The following is a 16,795-nucleotide window of genomic DNA, read 5'->3' on the forward strand; positions in this document are numbered from 1 at the left end:
GTCACCCGGCGGGGCCTGGGACGGGACCACGAATGACTGGGGGCCCGAACACGCCCTCAAGGCGTGGGCTCCGACCGCTCAGTCCTCGCCGATGACGACGATCTCGTCGCCCGTGGCCCAGCGGCGTCGCTCGGTCTTGGGCGGGTTGATCCGCAGGCCGTACGCGGGACCGCTGGACACAGCCCGGTGTTCCCGGTAGCCGATGGCGCATTCGCCGCGCTCGCGCGCCGCGGCCACCAGGGTGGCGAAGGACGTCTCGTGATTCGGCAGGACGTAGTCCGTCGCGGGCCTCAGGAGGATGCCGGGGCCTCCGCCGGCGAACAGTCCCTCGAAGACCGCAGCGAGGTGCCGGTTCTGTGAGATCTGTGCCATCAGCAGTCCGATGAGCTTTCCGCTGATGATGACGTCGGCACCGGGACTGATGGGAGCCAGTGCGCGGTTGCGGTCGTCGATCAGCTCGGTGACCACCGGCAGCTCGCGTCCGGTCTCCTCCTCCATATGCCCCAGCAGGAGGAGGGTGGCGAGTGTGCGGTTGTCGGGCTCTTCCGGCGGCTGTCCCGCAGCGGCGTCCCGGCCGAGCACGATGACGCTGTCGTACGAGGCGAGATCCAGGCGTCGCAGCGTCTCGAGACACATCACGTCTCCCTGGTGCAGACGCACGGTGAGCCCGGGGTCCCGTGGGTCGTCGACGTCGAGCACCTGCCGGACGGGTGCCTCGTCACCGTCCGCGATCACGTCGACGGCCGAGCCGGGGCGCACGCAGCGCCGGAACTGGTCGACCATGAGCGGTGCTCGGCGGTTCCAGCCCAGCAGGAGCACGCGTTCGGGGCCCGTGGGCGCCGTCCGTCCGGACGCCATCGCCTGCTTGTCGACCTCCTCCGAACAGTCCTGCGGCGATGAGGTGTCGTCGTCGCGGCTGAGGACGATGAGCCGGTCCCCGGCACGGATCGGCGTCTGCGGTGCCGGGTTCAGGAGAGGCACGTCGCCCCGCATCAGGCCGACCACGCTCGACGTCGAGTAGGCCAGCAGTGTCTCGCCGAACGGGCGCCCCACCCAGGCGGGTTCCGTGGTCAGGTAGAACTCGTCGCCGGCGAAATCGAGGAGCTCACGGTGGACCAGGGAGAGCCCGGGACGGCGCGCGGCCTGGACGATCAGGCGGGCGGTGACGGTGTCACTCTCCAGGACGATGCCCTTCGGTCCCGCCGCGTAGGACGCTGCTTGCCGGAACCTGTCGTACCGCACGGCGGCGACCACGACCGGGCCGGTCGTGGGGCCCTGCGGGAGGGTGGTTCTGAGGGCGAGCAGGGTCCTGACCACCTCGGCATCGGCGTCGGGTTCGCTCTTGGGCAGGATCAGGATCGAACCGGCCGCGGCGGGGTTGGTCAGGGCGAGCACGGCGGGGTCGGTGGTCGGGCCGCTGCGGCAGATCAGCCGCGTACTGCCGAAAGGCCCCAGTCGCGCGGAGAGTTCCTCCTCCATCGCGGTCTTGTCGTGGTCGGCCAGCACGACCACTGCGCCACGGCGTTGGTTGGCGTTCGCGGCCACCAGTTCGCCCACCACGGTGAAGACCTGTTCGGACCATCCCAGAACCACGGCGTGGCCCTCTTCCAGGACGGTGGAGCGGCCCCGTCGCAGGGAGGTGAGCCGCTCCGTGAACGCCGTCGTGATCAGCCCGACGAGGGTGGAGACGTACAGCAGGGCGACCAGTGCCAGCAGTACCGACAGCAGCACGCGCATCGGCGTTCCCGTCGCGCCGCCGAGCCGCAGGGTCTCCCCGGTGAGGCGCCAGACGGCGACGAGCCTGGCCCCGAGGGACTCCGGCGCGTGCGGGTCGGTCCACACCATGACGGCGCTGGCCGGAACGACGAACGTCAGGCACAGGAGTACCAGCCAGCCGACGAGAGCGGAGGCGCCACGGCTCAGCGTGGAGTCGAACCAGTAACGCGCCCTGTCGCCGAGCGGAGTGCGCCGCTGCGCCACCTGTCCCCCTTCTTCCCCCCGTGGAAAGGGCCGGGCACCGTTGCGACGCGATGCGAGCGACCCGATGCCCCCGTACCGCACGACCATGGACGGCACAACGGCAGTGTGGGGGATCCGCCGTCCGGCCAGGCGGGGTTCGGCGCACGTTCACACGTTTGGGAGAAGGCGCTCCGGGGCGGCACCGTCGCGCCCGGGCCCGGGCGGTCGTGCCCCAGGGCATCGGCCCCGCGGGCGTGGAGGCGCAGGGTTCCCACTGCATGCGCCCGCGGGGCCGATGCGACGTCCAGTACCCCTCGCTCCATCCGTTACGCCGGATACGGTCATCCAAGTCCGGTTTGATCACCCGAAGCCTTTCCTTCGAGGAGCGAGCAGCCCGGAAGGACGCACGCAGAAGGGTGGGTCCGGACCCTGTCGGGCCGGACCCACCCTTCGAACGACGCCGTTGACGGTGGCGTCGACCGTGCCGCGTTCAGTCAGCCGCGGGCATCACCATCGATACCAGCGGCCCTTGCGGCCACCACTGGCCGCCGGGCGTACGACGAAGCCCAGCAGCCACACCACCAGGACGATGACGGCGAGCCACCACAGGGCCTTGAGCGCGAAACCCGCGCCGAAGAGGACCAGGGCCAGAAGAAGAACCAGAAGCAGGGGAACCATTGTTATCAACCTCCTGGCCGTCGTGTGCTCTTATCTCACCCCTACAAACACGGAATCGGCGCGTTCCTTTCACGGGATCGGGGGCATACGCGCACACCTTGGTGTGCCGCGGCCGTGACTCACAGGCCGTCACTTCTCCGAACGCGCCGGCCGGCGCAACCGAACGGCTGTCTCAGTCGTCCTACACCGGTGTCCCACCGGACACCAGGCATCGGACAGGAGCACAGTGGCGTCGAGAACACGAGTGAGGATCGTGGTCGCCGTCGGCGCGGCCGTGCTGACGGCGGCCGGGAGCGCGGTGGCCCTCGCGGCCGACGACGGCCGCCGGGTGCTCCCCCGCGCCTCGTACGACCCGGTCCGCGGTTCGGCCGCCGCACAGGAGTGGGTCGCCTACGGTGACCACGCCGCCGTCGTCCGGGTCACGCGGGAATCGGCGACCGAGCCCGATCCCAAGGACGGCGACTACGTTCCCCGTTCCGTCACCGCGACCGTCACCCAGGTCATCTGGTCGAGGCCCGGGGCGCCGCGCCTGCCCGAGGAGTTCACCCTGCGGGCGCACGGCTGGCACACCACCCTCTGGGGCGGCAGGGAGGAAGTCGCACGTGAGGGAGCTCCCCGGCTCGAACCCGGCCACACCTACGTCGTGGGGGTCATCGGCACCCGGACCGGGGCGGAGCTGATCGGTGACGACGCCGCCCTGCCCTACGACGACGAGACGCTCGGCCTCGGAGAGCTCGAGGGCCGCGCCGTCGCCCCCGGCGCGTACCGCAGGGCCGTCCGGGGTCTGCCCGAGGACGCGGTCGCCGAGTTCGCCATCGACGAGACCTACAACCCCCGGACCCTGCGCGACGTCCAGCGGCTGCTGGCGGTCACCTCACCTCAGAACGTCTACCGGCGCACGGCGTTGAGCAGCCTGCACACGGACCTGAACCTGGACCGGAAGGCGGACCGGCCCGTCGACGACGGCACGGGTGACCTCCCCGGCCGGACCCGCCGCAGCGTCCCGGCCCTCGATTCCGGCACCGACTACTTCCTGACCGTTTCCTGCTCCGGCCGCGGGAAGGCCGTCACGGTCCGGCTCACCGTCAACGGGACGGACACCACACGCCGCCTGCCGTGCAACACGAGCAGCGATCTGGTGGCCGTCAAACGGCCGCGCGGCGAGGTGACGTACGAGATCGCCTCCGACGGGACCGGTGTCGGAGCCGTCGCGTGGAACCTGTCGGAAGCCCCCGGGGCCGCCGTCGGACGTCGGTGAGCTCAGGGCCGGCGGTGAAGTTCGCCGGTCCTCGAACGGAAGGTGCGGCGGTAGGTGTCCGGAGGCACGCCGACCGTGCGGTTGAAGTGGCGGCGCAACGTCGTGGCGGTGCCCATGCCGGTGGCCGCCGCGATGGCGTCGACACTGTCGTCGGTGGTCTCCAGCAGCGCCTGCGCGTGGCGGATCCGCTGGGTCAGGAGCCATTGCAGCGGGGTCGTACCGGTGGCGGCCCTGAAGTGGCGGCCCAGGTGGCGCGAGCTCATTCGCGCACGGCGCGCGAGGTCGTCCACGGTCAGCGGCTGGTCGAGCCGTTCGAGGACCCAGGGGAACAGTTCCGCGAGCGGGTGGTTGTCCGGAGCGGGCACCGGGGTGGTGACGAACTGGGCCTGCCCGCCGTCCCGTTGGGGTGGCACGACCAGGCGGCGGGCGGCGGTGTTGGCGATGGACGATCCGTGGTCGAGACGGACCAGGTGCAGGCACAGGTCCATGGCGGCGGCCTTGCCGGCGGAGGTGAGCACGCTGCCGTTGTCCACGTAGAGGACGCCCGGGTCCACCGTCACGTGGGGGTAGCGGGCGGCCAGGACCTCGGTGTGCGCCCAGTGGGTGGTCGCCCGGAGCCCGTCCAGCAGACCGGCGGCGGCCAGCACGAACGCGCCCGTGCACAGGGAGGCCACGCGTGCGCCCGCCTCGTGGGCCGCGCGCACCGCGTCGACCAGCTCCGCGGGAGGATCCTGGTCGACGTCGGCCCAGCCGGGGACGATCACGGTGTCGGCGTGCGGGAGCCGGTCGAGACCGTGGTCGGGTTCCAGCCCGAACCGGCCGGCCCGCACGGTGCCCGGCCCGCAGACGACGACGTCGTACCAGGGGCCCGGCACATCGGCCGGAGCCGATCCGAAGACCTCGTAGGCCAGGGCCAGTTCGAAGTGCAGCATCCCGTCGGTGACGGCCAGCGCGACTGTGTTCACGTCCGGAATTGTACGCATCATGTCGTTCCGGACACTCGTGCGGTGCGGCACTTCCCCGACAGGATGATCCCGACGGAACCGAACGGATCATCCGAGCGAAGGACGCACTCATGACGGCGGGGCACATGATCACGGTGTACGGCGCGTACGGGCACACCGGGCGTTTTGTGGTGGCGCAGTTGCGGGACCGCGGGTTCGTCCCGGTCCTCTCGGGCCGCGACGCCGACAAACTGAAGGCACTGGCGGCGGAGTCCGACGGTGAGTGGGACGTCCGTCCCGCCTCGGTCGGCGACCCGGCCTCGCTCGATCGCGCGCTGGCCGGCGCGGCGGCCGTGCTCAACTGCGCCGGCCCCTTCGCCGAGACGGCCGCCCCCGTCGTCGAGGCGGCCCTGCGCGCCGGCATCCCGTACGTGGACGTGGCGGCCGAGATCGAGGCGAACCTCGACACGTTCACCGGCTTCACGGACCGTGCCCGCGCCGCCGGAGTGAGCATCGTGCCCGCGATGGCCTTCTACGGCGGGCTCGGCGACCTGCTCACCACCGCGGCGATGGGTGACTGGACGACGGCCGACGAGGCACACATCGCCTACGGACTGAGCGGTTGGCACCCCACCGCCGGGACGCGTGCCGCGGGCGTGGTCTCCCGGCAGCGGCGGGGCGGCCGGGGAATCCGCTACACCAACGGGCGTCTGGAGTACCACCAGGACGCGCTGCCGACCCTGGACTGGCCCTTCCCCGACCCGATGGGCCCTCGGGCCGTCCTCGGGGAGTTCACCATGGCCGACGTCGTCACGGTCCCCAGCCACCTGGCCATTCCCGAGGTGCGTACCTATATGACGGTCGAGGCGGCCAGGGACCTGTCGGCCCCCGACACCCCGGCACCGGTCGCGGCCGACGAGCGCGGGCGGTCCGCACAGACCTTCCTGGTCGACGCTGTCGTGCGCTCGGGCGGCCGTGAACGGCGTGCGGTCGCCCGGGGTCAGGACATCTACGCCATCACCGCGCCCCTCGCGGTGGAGGCGGTCGATCGCCTCCTCACCGGACGGACCAGGGCGACCGGGGTCGCCTCCGCCGGCGCGATCTTCGACGCCCCCGACTTCCTCCGTGCGCTGTCCGCGCACCTCGACCTGGAACTGCACCTGTAGCGGGCTCGCTCCCCTCGCACGCCGGTGCTCGGTTGACCTTGACACGGTGACAAGGTCTTCACTGCTTGCCGAGGAGGTGGTCTCGATGACGGTCACGGGACGGAACACGGACACGGATACGGCGCGAATGCTCCAAGGGCTGGAGGACGACCGCTCGTCCGTGCGGCTGCGGGCCGCCCTGGCGGCCGGCACGACACCCGACCCGCGCTTCGTCGGCACACTCGTCGAGCGATGCGCGGTCGAGCCCGAGTTCTTCGTCCGCGACATGCTGACCTGGGCGCTCACCCGCCACCCGGTCTCCGTGACGCTCCCCCGGTTGCTCGCCGAGGTCCGCTCGGTGCGCGCCCAGGCACGGAGCCAGGCGCTGCACACGCTGTCCAAGATCGGGGACCGGCGGGCGTGGCCGGCGATCACACCGACGCTCCTGTGCGACCCCGACGACGAGGTGGCGCGCAGCGCCTGGCGGGCCGCTGTCGTGCTCGTAGCGGACGGTGAGGAGTCGGCGTTGGCGACGGTCCTGGTGACGCAGCTCGGGCGCGGCGGGCGGGAGACGCAGGTGAGTCTCAGCCGGGCACTGGTCACGCTGGGTGAGGTGATCGTGCCGGCGCTGATTGCCGCGGAGTCGGCCCCCGAGCCGCTGGTGCGCGCGCACGCGCTCGCCACACAGAGGCTGCTGCGTGACCCGGACGCCGCGTTCGAGTTCGTGATCGAGGAGGCGAAGCGCATCGTGGCTCTCGGCGGGTCGGGGCATGCGGGAGGATAAGGCGTGTTGATCGGTGAGGTGGCGCGACGGTCCGGGGTCAGTGCCCGCATGCTCAGGCACTACGAGTCGCTCGGCCTGGTGCGTCCCTCGGCCCGGTCCGGCTCCGGTTACCGGGAGTACTCCGGGGAGGACATCCAGCGGATCTTCCAGATCGAGAGCCTGCGGTCGCTGGGGCTGTCGCTGCGGGAGATCGGACGTGCGCTCGACGATCCCGGCTTCATGCCCTCCGTGCTCGTCGACGACCTCATCCGCCGGACGCGTGAACGCATCGCGGCGGAGACCGAGTTGCTGACGCGGCTGCGCCGGATCCATGCCGCGGACCCGGCCGGCTGGGAGGACGTCCTCCAGGTCGTCGCGCTCCTTCAGGCACTGGGCTCGAAGAGCGCCGACGCACGGCAGCGCGCGGCCCTTTCCTCGGCCGCCGAGGTGCCGGTGGAGGCCCTGGTCGAGGCGGCGCTGCGCGAGACGGACGCGAATGTCGCCGGCGCCCTGCGATGGGCGCTGGCACGATCGGGCGACGGCGGCCCGGCACTGCTGGCGCAGGCCCTCGGCTCACCCACGGCCGCCGTACGGGAACGTGCCGTCCGTTCCCTCGCGGAGCTGCCCGGCGAGGAGGCCACCGAACAGCTGCGGAAGGCGCTCGCGCACCCCGACATCGTGGTCCGCGGACAGGCGGCACTGGCGCTCGGGACACGCGGTGGGGCCGACGCGGTCCCGACGCTCATCGAGATGATCGTGGAGGGAAGGAACGACACCGACGCGGCCGACGCGCTGAGTGTGCTGGCGCGCGACGCCACGACGGCGGACCGGATCGCGACCGGTCTCGTCGACCGCCTCGCCCACGAGGCCACTCGAGCGCCCGCGCGCGGGCGGCTGACCCAGGCACTGGCGGACATCCCGGGGACGCGGGCATCGCGTGCCCTCGGGGAGCTGTCGCACGACGCGGACCGTGCCGTGGCGCTGACCGCGACGTACCTTCTCCAACTCCGCGACGCACGGTGACGTCGGGTCCCGAAGACCTCCCGTGAGCGACCGGGCGCGTCGGGCAGGCATATGACGATGCCCCAGGGGCACGCGGAGAGCAACGCGAACTCACGCATCACCGCAAGGAGGAGAGTCGTGTCGTTTCTCTGGGCCATCATCGCGGGACTCATCATCGGCCTGCTGGCCAAGCTGGTCGTCCCCGGGCGCCAGCCCATCCCGCTGTGGCTGACGACCATCCTCGGCATCCTCGGGGCCGTCGCCGGCAACGCGCTCGCCACCGCCTTCGGCGTACGGGACACCGGCGGCATCGACTGGATCCGCCACGTCCTGCAGATCGGCGTAGCCGCCCTGCTCATCGCTCTCGTCACCCCGTTCTGGGCCCGACGGCACGCCTGAGGCACGGGGAAAGGGGTGTGCCCGTCGGCAAGTTGCCGGCGGGCACACTTCTGTGCGCAGCCGGCCTAGTCGCCTGCGCGAGCAACGAGCAGTGGCTGGAAGAAGCCCGTCTCCTGCGGCATCCGCCATCGGGGCTCTGCGAACCCGGCCTCGGCCGCGAGGCGGGCGAGCCGCTCGCTGCCCAGTGCCCAGTAGGTGGTCCGGCGGACTCGCACGCGCCATTCCCCGTCTGCCGGGAGGAGCTGGAAGTGCTCCAGGTCGTAGTGCTCGCCGTCCTCGTACCAGTGCCAGAGCTGGAAGGTGACGGTCCTCTCTCCGCCGCCGGTACGGTCGGCGGTCCGGTGAACCTGAGGAGGCGTCGAGACCGGACGCTCGCCCAGCAGGTCGTCGTAGGGGCGCGTGCTGACCAGCAGCAGGCCGGTGGGGCGCAGCACACGGCGCATCTCGGTCAGGGCGGCGTGCACGTCCTGCTCGGTCAGCAGGTGGGGCAGTGAGTTGTCCGCGCAGACGACGGTGTCGAAGCGGCCGTCGGGGAAGGGGAGGCGCCGCATGTCCGCTGCGGCAGTGGGCAGGCTCAGGTTCCTGCGAGCGGCCTCGCGGGCGGCGCGGGCGGCGGCGCGGGGGCTGAGGTCGGTTCCGGTGACACGGTGCCCGAGCTGCGCCAGGCCGATGGCCTGGGTGCCAATGCCGCAGGAACAGTCGAGTACCGCGGCGCGGTCCTGACCGATCAGGGCATCGAGGGCGTCTCCCTGTCGGCGGACGCTCGCGTCCCAGTCCGGGTAGATCAGGTGATAGTCGTCGGCCAGGTCGTCGTAGAAGTGCCCCACCGGCGTCTCGGACATGAACCGAGGTTACCGAGGCTGATCCACCGGGTGAGCCGGTTGCGCTGACGGGAGCGATTGTTGCGGCCGCTCCCGGCGCCGTCACTCCCCCGGCACTCCGAGGCGCCGTAGGCGCGCGGGGGCGGGGCCGGTCGACTCGCGGGCGATGTAGGTGGTGCGCAGGGTGTGGCGGCGGGGCCGGGCCGTGGAGCCGTTGATGCGGCGGACCAGGATGTCCGCCGCCAGTCCGCCCAGTTCCTGTACCGGCTGGCCGACCACGCTCAGCCGTGGCCGGACGAGCGTGGTCCACTCCGCGTCGTCGAAGCCGATGACCGAGACGTCGTCGGGGATGCGGGCGCCGAGGTCGAGCAGGGCGTCCAGCGTTCCGAGCGTGGCCACGTTGTCGGTGGTGAAGAGCGCCGTGGGCCGGTCGTCCGAGCTCATCAGGTCCAGTACGGCGGAGCGCGCCCACGTCCGGTCGTACCCGGTGTGGCGGATCAGCTCGGCCTCGCGGGGGATACCGGCGGCGCGCAGGGCCTGGCGGTATCCGGTGAGCCGCTCGGTCGTGGTCCAGATGTCCGCGCCCGGTGCCAGCCGCACGGAGTCCTCGTCGCCGGACGCCGAGGTGACGACCGCGATGCGCCGGTGCCCGGCACCGGTGAACCTCGCCACCGCCGCCTTGGCGGCACCGCGGTTGTCCACCACGACCGTGTCCAACTCGGCTCCGGCGAGCACGCGGTCCAGGAGGACCACGGGGACGCCCGAGGCGACGGCCTTGTCGAGATGCCCGTGCTCGGCGGCGGCGGGCGCCACGACCAGGCCGTCCACCCGCCGCTCGATGAACATCTGCACCGCCGACTTCTCCGTCTCGCCGTTCTCGTCGCTGTTGGCGAGGACGACCTGCAGGCCGGCCTTGGCCGCGACGTCGGTGACGCCGCGCACCGCACGGGCGAAGTAGGGGTTCTCCACGTCGGCGACCACCACGCCCAGCGTGTGGGTACGCCCGCTGATCATGCTGCGGGCCACCGCGTTGGTGCTGTAGCCCAGTTCGGCGGCGGCGGCCAGCACCCGTTCCCGGGTGGCCGCGCTCGCCGACCCGTACCCGCCCAGGACCCGTGCGGCGGTCGCCTGTCCCACCCCGGCGTGCCGGGCGACGTCCGGGATGGTGACGCGGCGCGGCGGTCGGGGGGTGTTCGGCATGGGCGGTCTCTTCGTCGGTGACGGCTCGGCGGACGCCGAGGAACGGGTCGATGAAATCCAGCGCCATTCAACCATTGACGGACGGCGCCTGCCGGTGGGTAAGGTACGAGCCCGTTGGTAACGTTATCAAACCCCACCGGCAACCGCCCGCCCGCCTTTCACCCGGGCGACCACGGCATGCCCGCGTGCACGGTCGCCCCGATCCCACGCCCCGAACACCGGAGGTATCACGGATGGCACCCGACACCCTCTCGCCGCCACCGGCCGCAGGCCCGGCCATCACCCTCGTCGACGTGGTCAAGGACTTCGGCGGCGCCCGGGACGCGGCGGCCGTCCGCGGCGTCAGCCTCTCCATCGGCGAGGGCGAGTTCTTCTCGCTGCTGGGCCCCTCCGGCTGCGGCAAGACCACCACCCTGCGGATGATCGCCGGCTTCGAGGAACCGACCGGCGGCGAGATCCTCCTGCACGGCCGCGACATGGTCGGCGTACCGGCCAACAAGCGTGACATCAACATGGTGTTCCAGTCCTACGCCCTCTTCCCGCACCTGAGCGTCGCGGACAACGTGGCGTTCGGACTGCGCCGGCGGCGCGTACCCAAGGACGAGATCCGCGACCGGGTCGACAGGATCCTGGGCACCGTCGAACTCGCCGACAAGGCCGACCGCCGCCCCCGCCAGCTCTCCGGTGGCCAGCAGCAGCGCGTCGCACTCGCCCGCGCCCTGGTCAACCGCCCCCGCGCGCTGCTGCTCGACGAACCCCTCGGCGCCCTCGACCTGAAGCTCCGCCAGTCCATGCAGCTGGAACTCAAGCGGATCCAGCGCGAGGTCGGCATCACCTTCATCTACGTCACGCACGACCAGGCAGAGGCTCTGACCATGTCCGACCGGATCGCGGTGATGAACCAGGGTGTGGTCGAGCAGGTCGGCTCGCCGCAGGAGGTCTACGAACGGCCCGCCACCGCGTTCGTCGCCGGGTTCATCGGCACCTCCAACCTGATCGGCGGGCGTCTGACCTCCACGGATGCGGGGACCGGGGTGGTCGATCTCGGCGACGGCGACCGCATCACGGTCGCGTTGCGCGGCTCCCGGAGTCCCGGAGAGGCCGTCGAGATCACCGTGCGGCCCGAGAAGATCAGGCTGACCGCCGGCCCGGCGGACAGCGCCAGCCGTGTCCGCGGCACCGTCCGGGAGGTCGTCTACCTCGGTACGTCCACCAGCTACTCGGTGGAGACCCGCACCGGCGCGGAGATGACGGTCTTCCAGCCCAACGACGGCACCGCGCCCGTGTGTCCGGCCCGCGGCGACACCGTCTGGCTCTCCTGGTCCACCGCCCACTCCTACCTGCTCAGCACCGCACCCAGTCCTGCGGCAACCGCCGCCGCCCCGGTTTCCCTCACCTCGCGCTGACGACAGGCAGACCACCATGCCCGAGCACTCCACACCCTTCGCGCCCCGGCCGCGCGGACTGACCCCGCGCGGCCTCACCCGGCGCGGTCTGCTGCGCGCCGCGTTCGGCGCCGCCGCGCTGGCCCCGCTCGCCGCGTGCAGCGTTCCCGGCGCCCGCGTGCACGTCCCCACCGGCAAGGCCGAGATCGCCGCGGCCGTGAGCGACTTCTGGACCGGCAGGAAGAGGTCGGGGAAGCTGGATTTCGTCAACTACACGCAGTACATCGACGTCGACCCCGCCGACCAGGGCAGGCATCCGACCCTGGACGCCTTCACCCGCGAGAGCGGCATCGAGGTCACCTACCACGAGCTGATCGACGACAGCGCCTCCTGGTTCGGCAAGATCCAGCCCGAGTTCGCCTCCGGCCAGGGCATCGGCTACGACCTCATGGTCGTCGGCGGCGACAGCTACCTCACCAAGTACATCGAACTGGGCTGCCTGGCCCCGCTCGACCACAGCCGGCTGCCCCACTTCGCGGAACACGGCGGGGCCGCGTTCAAGAACTCCTCCTTCGACCCCGGCAACGTCTACACCGTTCCCTGGCAGTCCGGCATGACCGGCATCGGCTACGACCCGGCCCAGGTCGGCCGGAAGATCACCAGCTGGCAGGACCTGCTCGACCCGAAGCTGAAGGGCCGGGTCGGCATGTGGAACGACGCGATCCAGATGGGCAACGTCGCCCTGCTGGCCATCGGCGTCGACCCCGAGACCTCGGCCCCGGCCGACTGGCGCAAGGCGGCGGCCTGGCTGCGCGAGCAGCGCGACGCCGGCATGGTCCGCTCCTACTCCACCGCGACCTACCAGTCCTCGCTCCAGCGCGGCGACCTGGCGGCCTCGCTGGTGTACTCGGGCGATGTCTTCCAGGCCAACCAGAGCGGTTCGGCACTGGAGTTCGTCATTCCCGAAGAGGGCGGTCTGCTGTGGACCGACAACCTCTGCATCCCGTCGACGGCCGCCCATCCCGTCGACGCGCTGACCTACATGGACTACGTCTACCGGCCCGAGGTCGCCGCGAAGATCAGCGAGACCGTGCAGTTCGTCTGCCCGGTTCCCGCCGCGCAGCAGATCGTCGCCCGTGACGCGGCCGCCGCCACCGGCGAGCGGCGCAGTGTGCTCGACGCTCTGAGCACCAGCCCTCTGGTCTTCCCGACCGAGGCCGACGAAGCCAGGCTGCGCCACCTGCGGGTGCTCGACCAAGAGGAGGAGAAGCAGTGGAACGCACTGTTCGAACCGATCTACCAGGCGTGACCCGCAGGCAGCGACGCCGGCGTTCCGGGGCCGCCCTGGCGCCCTACTGGCTGATCCTGCCGGGCTGGCTGTGGCTGGCCGCCTTCTTCGTCACCCCCGTGATCGTGATGGTGTCGCTGTCGCTGCAGACCGGCGACTTCATCGACGGCTTCCGCCAGACCTGGCACTTCAGCACCTACGCCGACGCGGTCGGCACCTACCACGTGCAGCTGGTGCGGTCCCTGGTCTACGGCGCCGCGGCCACCGTCTCCTGCGCCCTCATCGGCTACCCGGTGGCGTACTGGATCGCCTTCCGGGCCGGCCGGCACAAGTCGGTGTTCCTCTTCCTGCTCCTGCTGCCGTTCTTCGTCTCCTTCGTCATCCGCACCCAGTCCTGGAACGTGGTGCTCGCCGACCAGGGTGTCCTGCTCGGGCCGCTGAAGGACATGGGCCTGCTCTCCGACGACGTCCACCTGCTGGCCACGCCGTACGCGGTGATCGGCGGACTGACCTACAACTTCCTGCCGTTCATGGTGCTGCCGATCTACGTGGCCCTGGAACGCGTGGACCCCAAGGTGATCGAGGCGTCCACCGACCTGTACGCCTCCAAGGCGGGGACCTTCCTGCGCGTGGTGCTGCCGCTGTCGCTGCCCGGAGTCTTCGCCGGGGTGCTGCTGACCTTCGTGCCCGCCTCCGCCGACTACGTCAACGCCGGCATCCTCGGCGGCCCCTCCACCACGATGATCGGCAACATCATCCAGACCGAGTACTTCACCAACCTCGACTACCCCGGCGCCGCCGCCCTGTCCTTCGTCCTCATGGGCGCGCTGCTGCTGGCCGTGTTCACCTATGCCCGCGCCCTGGGCACCGACGAGGTCCTGGAGGTGGCCGCGCGATGACCGCCCAGACCGTCGCCCCCGCGGCCGACGCGCCCGCCGTCGCGCGACCGCGCCCCGCCCGGCGCGTGCGACGCCGCCCCGCCCTCACGCTGTACACCGGGCTGGTGCTGGCCTGGCTGCTGCTGCCGATCGCCGTCATGGTCCTGTTCGGCTTCAACGACACCGGCAGCAAGGTGAACTTCACCTGGCAGGGATTCACCCTGGACTGGTACCGGCACCTGTTCGCCATCCCCAACCTGACGGCCGCGCTGGTCAACAGCCTGACCATCGCCCTGGTCGTCGCCGTGGTCGCCACGCTGCTGGGCACCCCGATCGGGCTGGCGCTCGGCCGCTACCGCTTCCGCGGCCGGGGCTCGGTGGACCTGCTGATGTTCGCCGCCATCGCGGCACCCGAGATCGCCCTCGGCGCCGCTCTGCTGTCGCTGTTCATCGTCATGGGCGTGCCCCGCGGCTACTGGACGGTCGTCATCGCCCACGTGGCCTTCTGCATCCCCTACGTCGCCATCACCGTACGGGCGCGCATGGCGGGGTACGACCCCACCCTGGAGGAGGCCGCCCGCGACCTGGGGGCGGGCCCCTGGACGGCGTTCCGGCTGGTCACCCTGCCGATGCTGCTGCCCGGTGTGGCCTCCGGCGCGCTGCTGTGCTTCGCGCTGTCCGTCGACGACTACGTCATCACCAGCTTCAACGCCGGCCGTACGGTCACCTTCCCGCTGTGGGTCTACAGCGCCAGCCGTACCGGTGTGCCCCCGCAGGTCAATGTCATGGGAACGCTGATCTTCGTCGGCGGCCTCGTCGTCGCCGGGGCGAACGTGCTGTTCTCCCGGCGCCGCGCGGTCTGACCCGATCCGGTCCCCGCGCCCCCTCGGTCACCGGTCCACCGGCACCCGCCGGCCGGTGCGGAACAACCCACAAAGGAAATCATCACCGTGCTCTCTTTCAACGAAGCCGAGTTCGTCGCCCAGACGGAAAGCCTCGTGGCGCTGCGCCCCCAGATCGAGAAGGTCGCCGACCGGCTGATCGACGACGGGTACGACAACGTGCTCCTCGTGGGCGCGGGCGGGACGTACGCGCAGATGTGGCCCTACGAGCACCTCGCCCGGCGCACCTCGCTGCTGCCGGTCCGCGCCGCCGTCGCCGCCGAACTCGTCACCTCCGGCGACGCCCGTCTCGGCGAGCGCACCGCCGCCGTCTTCACCTCCGTCTCCGGCACCACCGAGGACAGCCTCCGCGCCATCGAGTACTGCAGGTCCCGCGGCGCCCTCACGATCGGCTTCACCGGCCACCCCGACTCGCCCGTCGCGCACAGCGTGGACACCGCGCTGATATCCGCGCCCAAGGCCTGGCCGTTCGACGTCCAGCTGCTGCTGCTCATGGGCCGGCTGCTGTCGCGGCGGGGCGAGTTCGAGGGCTACGAGCGGCTGGCCGACGAGCTGGCGGGCCTGCCCCGCATCCTGGTGGACGTGGCGCGGCAGGCCGAGCCGGTGGCGGCGGCCTTCGCGGAGGCCCACAAGGACGACGACTACCACTTCCTCATCGGCGGCGGGAACCTGTGGGGATTCACCTACCTGTACTCGATGTGCATCCTCGAGGAGATGCAGTGGCTGCGCACCACCCGGGTGCACAGCGCGGAGTTCTTCCACGGTTCGCTGGAACTCCTGGAGGAGGACACCAGCGTGATCGTCTTCCAGGGTGAGGACGAGACGCGGGCACTGACCGACCGGGCCGAGTCCTTCGCGAAGCGCGTCTCCAAGGACGTGACCGTCTTCGACGCCCGCGACTACCCCCTGGAGGGCATCAGCCCGGAGTTCCGGGGACTGCTCGCGCCGCTGGTGCTGGACACGGTGATGGACCGGGTCAGCAAGCACCTGGAGCGGGTGCGGGACCACTCGCTCGACCTGCGCCGCTACTACCGCGTCATGGACTACTGAGCGCCGGACCGGTTCCCCTCGCCCATCCACCCCGCGCGCCGGTGCCCCGGCACCGGCGCGCCCATGGCGGGCGCCGCGTTCCCCGCACGCCGTGTCCGCGCCTCGGGAGACCTTGATGAACGTGCTCGGCTTCGGCGACAACACCGTCGACCGCTTCGTGGACCGCGGCACCGACTACCCCGGCGGCAACTGTGTCAACGTCGCCGTCTACGCCCGCCGGCTCGGCCTTGAGGCCGCCTATCTGGGGGTGTTCGGTGACGACGACCTCGGCACCTTCCTCCGTACGGCCGTGACGGCGCAGGGCGTCGCCGTGGACCACAGCCCGGTGCGCCGGGGCGGGACCTCGGTCTCCACCCTGCATGTGCGGGACGGCGACCGGGTGTTCCTCGCGTACGACGAGGGCGGCGAGGCCGTGCGCGAACCACTCGTCCTGGACCCCGGGCTGAGGGCGTACGCGGCGTCGTTCGCCCTCGTGCACTCCAGCGTCTACTCCCGCACCGAGGCCGAACTGCCCGGGCTCGCCGCGGCCGGCCCGCTGATCAGCTTCGACTTCTCCGACGAGGCGGAGTTCCGTACCCCCGCCTACCTCGACCGCGTCTGTCCCCACGTAGACCTGGCGCTGCTGTCGTGCTCGCACCTGGACGAACCCGCGACGCGCGGGCTGCTCGCGGAGGTGGTGGGGCGAGGGGCCGGGACGGCGCTCGCCACGCGTGGCCTCGAGGGGGCGATCGCGTACGACGGACGCGTCACGGTCACCGCGCCGGCCCGCCACGCGGACCCGGGGTCGATGTCCGACACGATGGGCTGCGGAGACGCCTTCCTCGCCGGGTTCGTCGTGTCCCTGCTGCGCGACGGATGGTCCCGGCGGGTTCCGCCGGCACCGGAAACCCTGGAACACGCGCTGCGCCGCGGTGCACAAGCGGCGTACGAGCAGTGCTTCGTGGAAGCGGCCTTCGGCTGCGGCCGTCCGACTCCGGCGGTGAGGGCCGGGAGGTGACGTGCCGGCCCGGCATCGCCCCCGCCGGACAGGGTGGAGAGCGCGAGAAGGCCCGGGTCGTGGTCCCCGTGCCACGCGTCCCTCTCGTCCGAGTGGGCCCCGTCCGTGCGGGGCCGTGCCGGGCAG

The 16,795-nt window shown here is 71.5% G+C and carries 16 protein-coding genes; 11 read left to right on the top strand and 5 right to left on the bottom strand.

Translation table 11 applies throughout. From position 1 onward, the window contains the following. Positions 1-78: 78 nt before the first annotated feature. Positions 79-1,980, bottom strand: a complete 1,902-nt coding sequence (locus IEZ05_RS27265) for a CASTOR/POLLUX-related putative ion channel (RefSeq protein ID WP_189232906.1) — start codon at positions 1,978-1,980, stop codon at positions 79-81. A 486-nt stretch (positions 1,981-2,466) separates the two neighbouring features. After that, positions 2,467-2,637: a hydrophobic protein gene (locus IEZ05_RS27270; RefSeq protein WP_189232907.1), complete on the bottom strand. Its 171-nt coding sequence runs from the start codon at positions 2,635-2,637 to the stop codon at positions 2,467-2,469. A 244-nt stretch (positions 2,638-2,881) separates the two neighbouring features. On the opposite strand from IEZ05_RS27270, the gene IEZ05_RS27275 reads away from it, so the two are divergent. After that, a complete protein-coding gene (locus tag IEZ05_RS27275) occupies positions 2,882-3,895 on the top strand; it encodes a hypothetical protein (RefSeq protein WP_189232908.1) in 1,014 nt (337 codons plus the stop codon). Positions 3,896-3,897: 2 nt separating this feature from the next. On the opposite strand, the gene IEZ05_RS27280 is transcribed toward IEZ05_RS27275, so the two are convergent. Next, a complete protein-coding gene (locus tag IEZ05_RS27280; RefSeq protein WP_229869894.1) occupies positions 3,898-4,878 on the bottom strand; it encodes a helix-turn-helix domain-containing protein in 981 nt (326 codons plus the stop codon). Positions 4,879-4,970: 92 nt separating this feature from the next. Here IEZ05_RS27280 and IEZ05_RS27285 point away from each other — a divergent pair, with 92 nt between their 5' ends. The 4 genes from IEZ05_RS27285 to IEZ05_RS27300 all read left to right on the top strand — a co-directional run bounded on the left by IEZ05_RS27285 (position 4,971) and on the right by IEZ05_RS27300 (position 8,148). Then, on the top strand, positions 4,971-6,005 hold the full coding sequence (locus IEZ05_RS27285) for a saccharopine dehydrogenase family protein (RefSeq protein WP_189232910.1): 1,035 nt from the start codon (positions 4,971-4,973) through the stop codon (positions 6,003-6,005). An 85-nt stretch (positions 6,006-6,090) separates the two neighbouring features. After that, positions 6,091-6,768, top strand: coding sequence for a HEAT repeat domain-containing protein (locus tag IEZ05_RS27290; protein ID WP_189233005.1), 678 nt, complete (start codon positions 6,091-6,093; stop codon positions 6,766-6,768). A 3-nt stretch (positions 6,769-6,771) separates the two neighbouring features. Continuing rightward, positions 6,772-7,770, top strand: a complete 999-nt coding sequence (locus IEZ05_RS27295) for a MerR family transcriptional regulator (RefSeq protein WP_189232911.1) — start codon at positions 6,772-6,774, stop codon at positions 7,768-7,770. A 117-nt stretch (positions 7,771-7,887) separates the two neighbouring features. Further along, on the top strand, positions 7,888-8,148 hold the full coding sequence (locus IEZ05_RS27300) for a GlsB/YeaQ/YmgE family stress response membrane protein (protein ID WP_189232912.1): 261 nt from the start codon (positions 7,888-7,890) through the stop codon (positions 8,146-8,148). Between the two features lie 65 nt (positions 8,149-8,213). Here IEZ05_RS27300 and IEZ05_RS27305 read toward each other — a convergent pair whose 3' ends face one another. Beyond that, positions 8,214-8,990, bottom strand: a complete 777-nt coding sequence (locus IEZ05_RS27305; RefSeq protein ID WP_189232913.1) for a class I SAM-dependent methyltransferase — start codon at positions 8,988-8,990, stop codon at positions 8,214-8,216. Positions 8,991-9,071: 81 nt separating this feature from the next. Next, a complete protein-coding gene (locus IEZ05_RS27310; protein WP_189232914.1) occupies positions 9,072-10,169 on the bottom strand; it encodes a LacI family DNA-binding transcriptional regulator in 1,098 nt (365 codons plus the stop codon). A gap of 233 nt (positions 10,170-10,402) precedes the next feature. Between IEZ05_RS27310 and IEZ05_RS27315 the strand changes: the two genes are divergently transcribed. From IEZ05_RS27315 to IEZ05_RS27340, 6 genes are all read left to right on the top strand, one after another. Continuing rightward, a complete protein-coding gene (locus tag IEZ05_RS27315) occupies positions 10,403-11,575 on the top strand; it encodes an ABC transporter ATP-binding protein (RefSeq protein WP_189232915.1) in 1,173 nt (390 codons plus the stop codon). A gap of 16 nt (positions 11,576-11,591) precedes the next feature. Next, a complete protein-coding gene (locus IEZ05_RS27320) occupies positions 11,592-12,863 on the top strand; it encodes a polyamine ABC transporter substrate-binding protein (RefSeq protein ID WP_189232916.1) in 1,272 nt (423 codons plus the stop codon). After that, the gene (locus IEZ05_RS27325; RefSeq protein ID WP_189232917.1) at positions 12,860-13,741 is read left to right on the top strand and encodes an ABC transporter permease; all 882 of its coding nucleotides are present in this window, start codon (positions 12,860-12,862) and stop codon (positions 13,739-13,741) included. Before IEZ05_RS27320 ends, IEZ05_RS27325 begins: the two co-directional genes overlap by 4 nt. After that, positions 13,738-14,583 (top strand): ABC transporter permease, encoded by an 846-nt coding sequence (locus IEZ05_RS27330; protein WP_189232918.1) that lies wholly within the window; start codon positions 13,738-13,740, stop codon positions 14,581-14,583. The genes IEZ05_RS27325 and IEZ05_RS27330 overlap by 4 nt, the downstream gene beginning before the upstream one ends. A gap of 87 nt (positions 14,584-14,670) precedes the next feature. After that, a complete protein-coding gene (locus IEZ05_RS27335) occupies positions 14,671-15,672 on the top strand; it encodes an SIS domain-containing protein (protein ID WP_189232919.1) in 1,002 nt (333 codons plus the stop codon). A gap of 115 nt (positions 15,673-15,787) precedes the next feature. Further along, on the top strand, positions 15,788-16,669 hold the full coding sequence (locus IEZ05_RS27340) for a PfkB family carbohydrate kinase (protein WP_189232920.1): 882 nt from the start codon (positions 15,788-15,790) through the stop codon (positions 16,667-16,669). Positions 16,670-16,795 lie beyond the last annotated feature (126 nt).

It is taken from the genome of Streptomyces flaveolus, from assembly GCF_014648815.1.
Classification (GTDB): Bacteria; Actinomycetota; Actinomycetes; order Streptomycetales; family Streptomycetaceae; genus Streptomyces; species Streptomyces flaveolus.

Excerpts from the sequence above, each read along its gene's own strand:
- IEZ05_RS27270 (WP_189232907.1), bottom strand. The coding sequence starts at position 2,637 with ATGGTTCCCCTGCTTCTGGTTCTTCTTCTGGCCCTGGTCCTCTTCGGC.
- IEZ05_RS27280 (WP_229869894.1), bottom strand. The coding sequence starts at position 4,878 with ATGCGTACAATTCCGGACGTGAACACAGTCGCGCTGGCCGTCACCGAC.
- IEZ05_RS27285 (WP_189232910.1), top strand. The coding sequence starts at position 4,971 with ATGACGGCGGGGCACATGATCACGGTGTACGGCGCGTACGGGCACACC.
- IEZ05_RS27290 (WP_189233005.1), top strand. The coding sequence starts at position 6,091 with ATGACGGTCACGGGACGGAACACGGACACGGATACGGCGCGAATGCTC.
- IEZ05_RS27305 (WP_189232913.1), bottom strand. The coding sequence starts at position 8,990 with ATGTCCGAGACGCCGGTGGGGCACTTCTACGACGACCTGGCCGACGAC.
- IEZ05_RS27310 (WP_189232914.1), bottom strand. The coding sequence starts at position 10,169 with ATGCCGAACACCCCCCGACCGCCGCGCCGCGTCACCATCCCGGACGTC.
- IEZ05_RS27315 (WP_189232915.1), top strand. The coding sequence starts at position 10,403 with ATGGCACCCGACACCCTCTCGCCGCCACCGGCCGCAGGCCCGGCCATC.
- IEZ05_RS27320 (WP_189232916.1), top strand. The coding sequence starts at position 11,592 with ATGCCCGAGCACTCCACACCCTTCGCGCCCCGGCCGCGCGGACTGACC.
- IEZ05_RS27330 (WP_189232918.1), top strand. The coding sequence starts at position 13,738 with ATGACCGCCCAGACCGTCGCCCCCGCGGCCGACGCGCCCGCCGTCGCG.
- IEZ05_RS27340 (WP_189232920.1), top strand. The coding sequence starts at position 15,788 with ATGAACGTGCTCGGCTTCGGCGACAACACCGTCGACCGCTTCGTGGAC.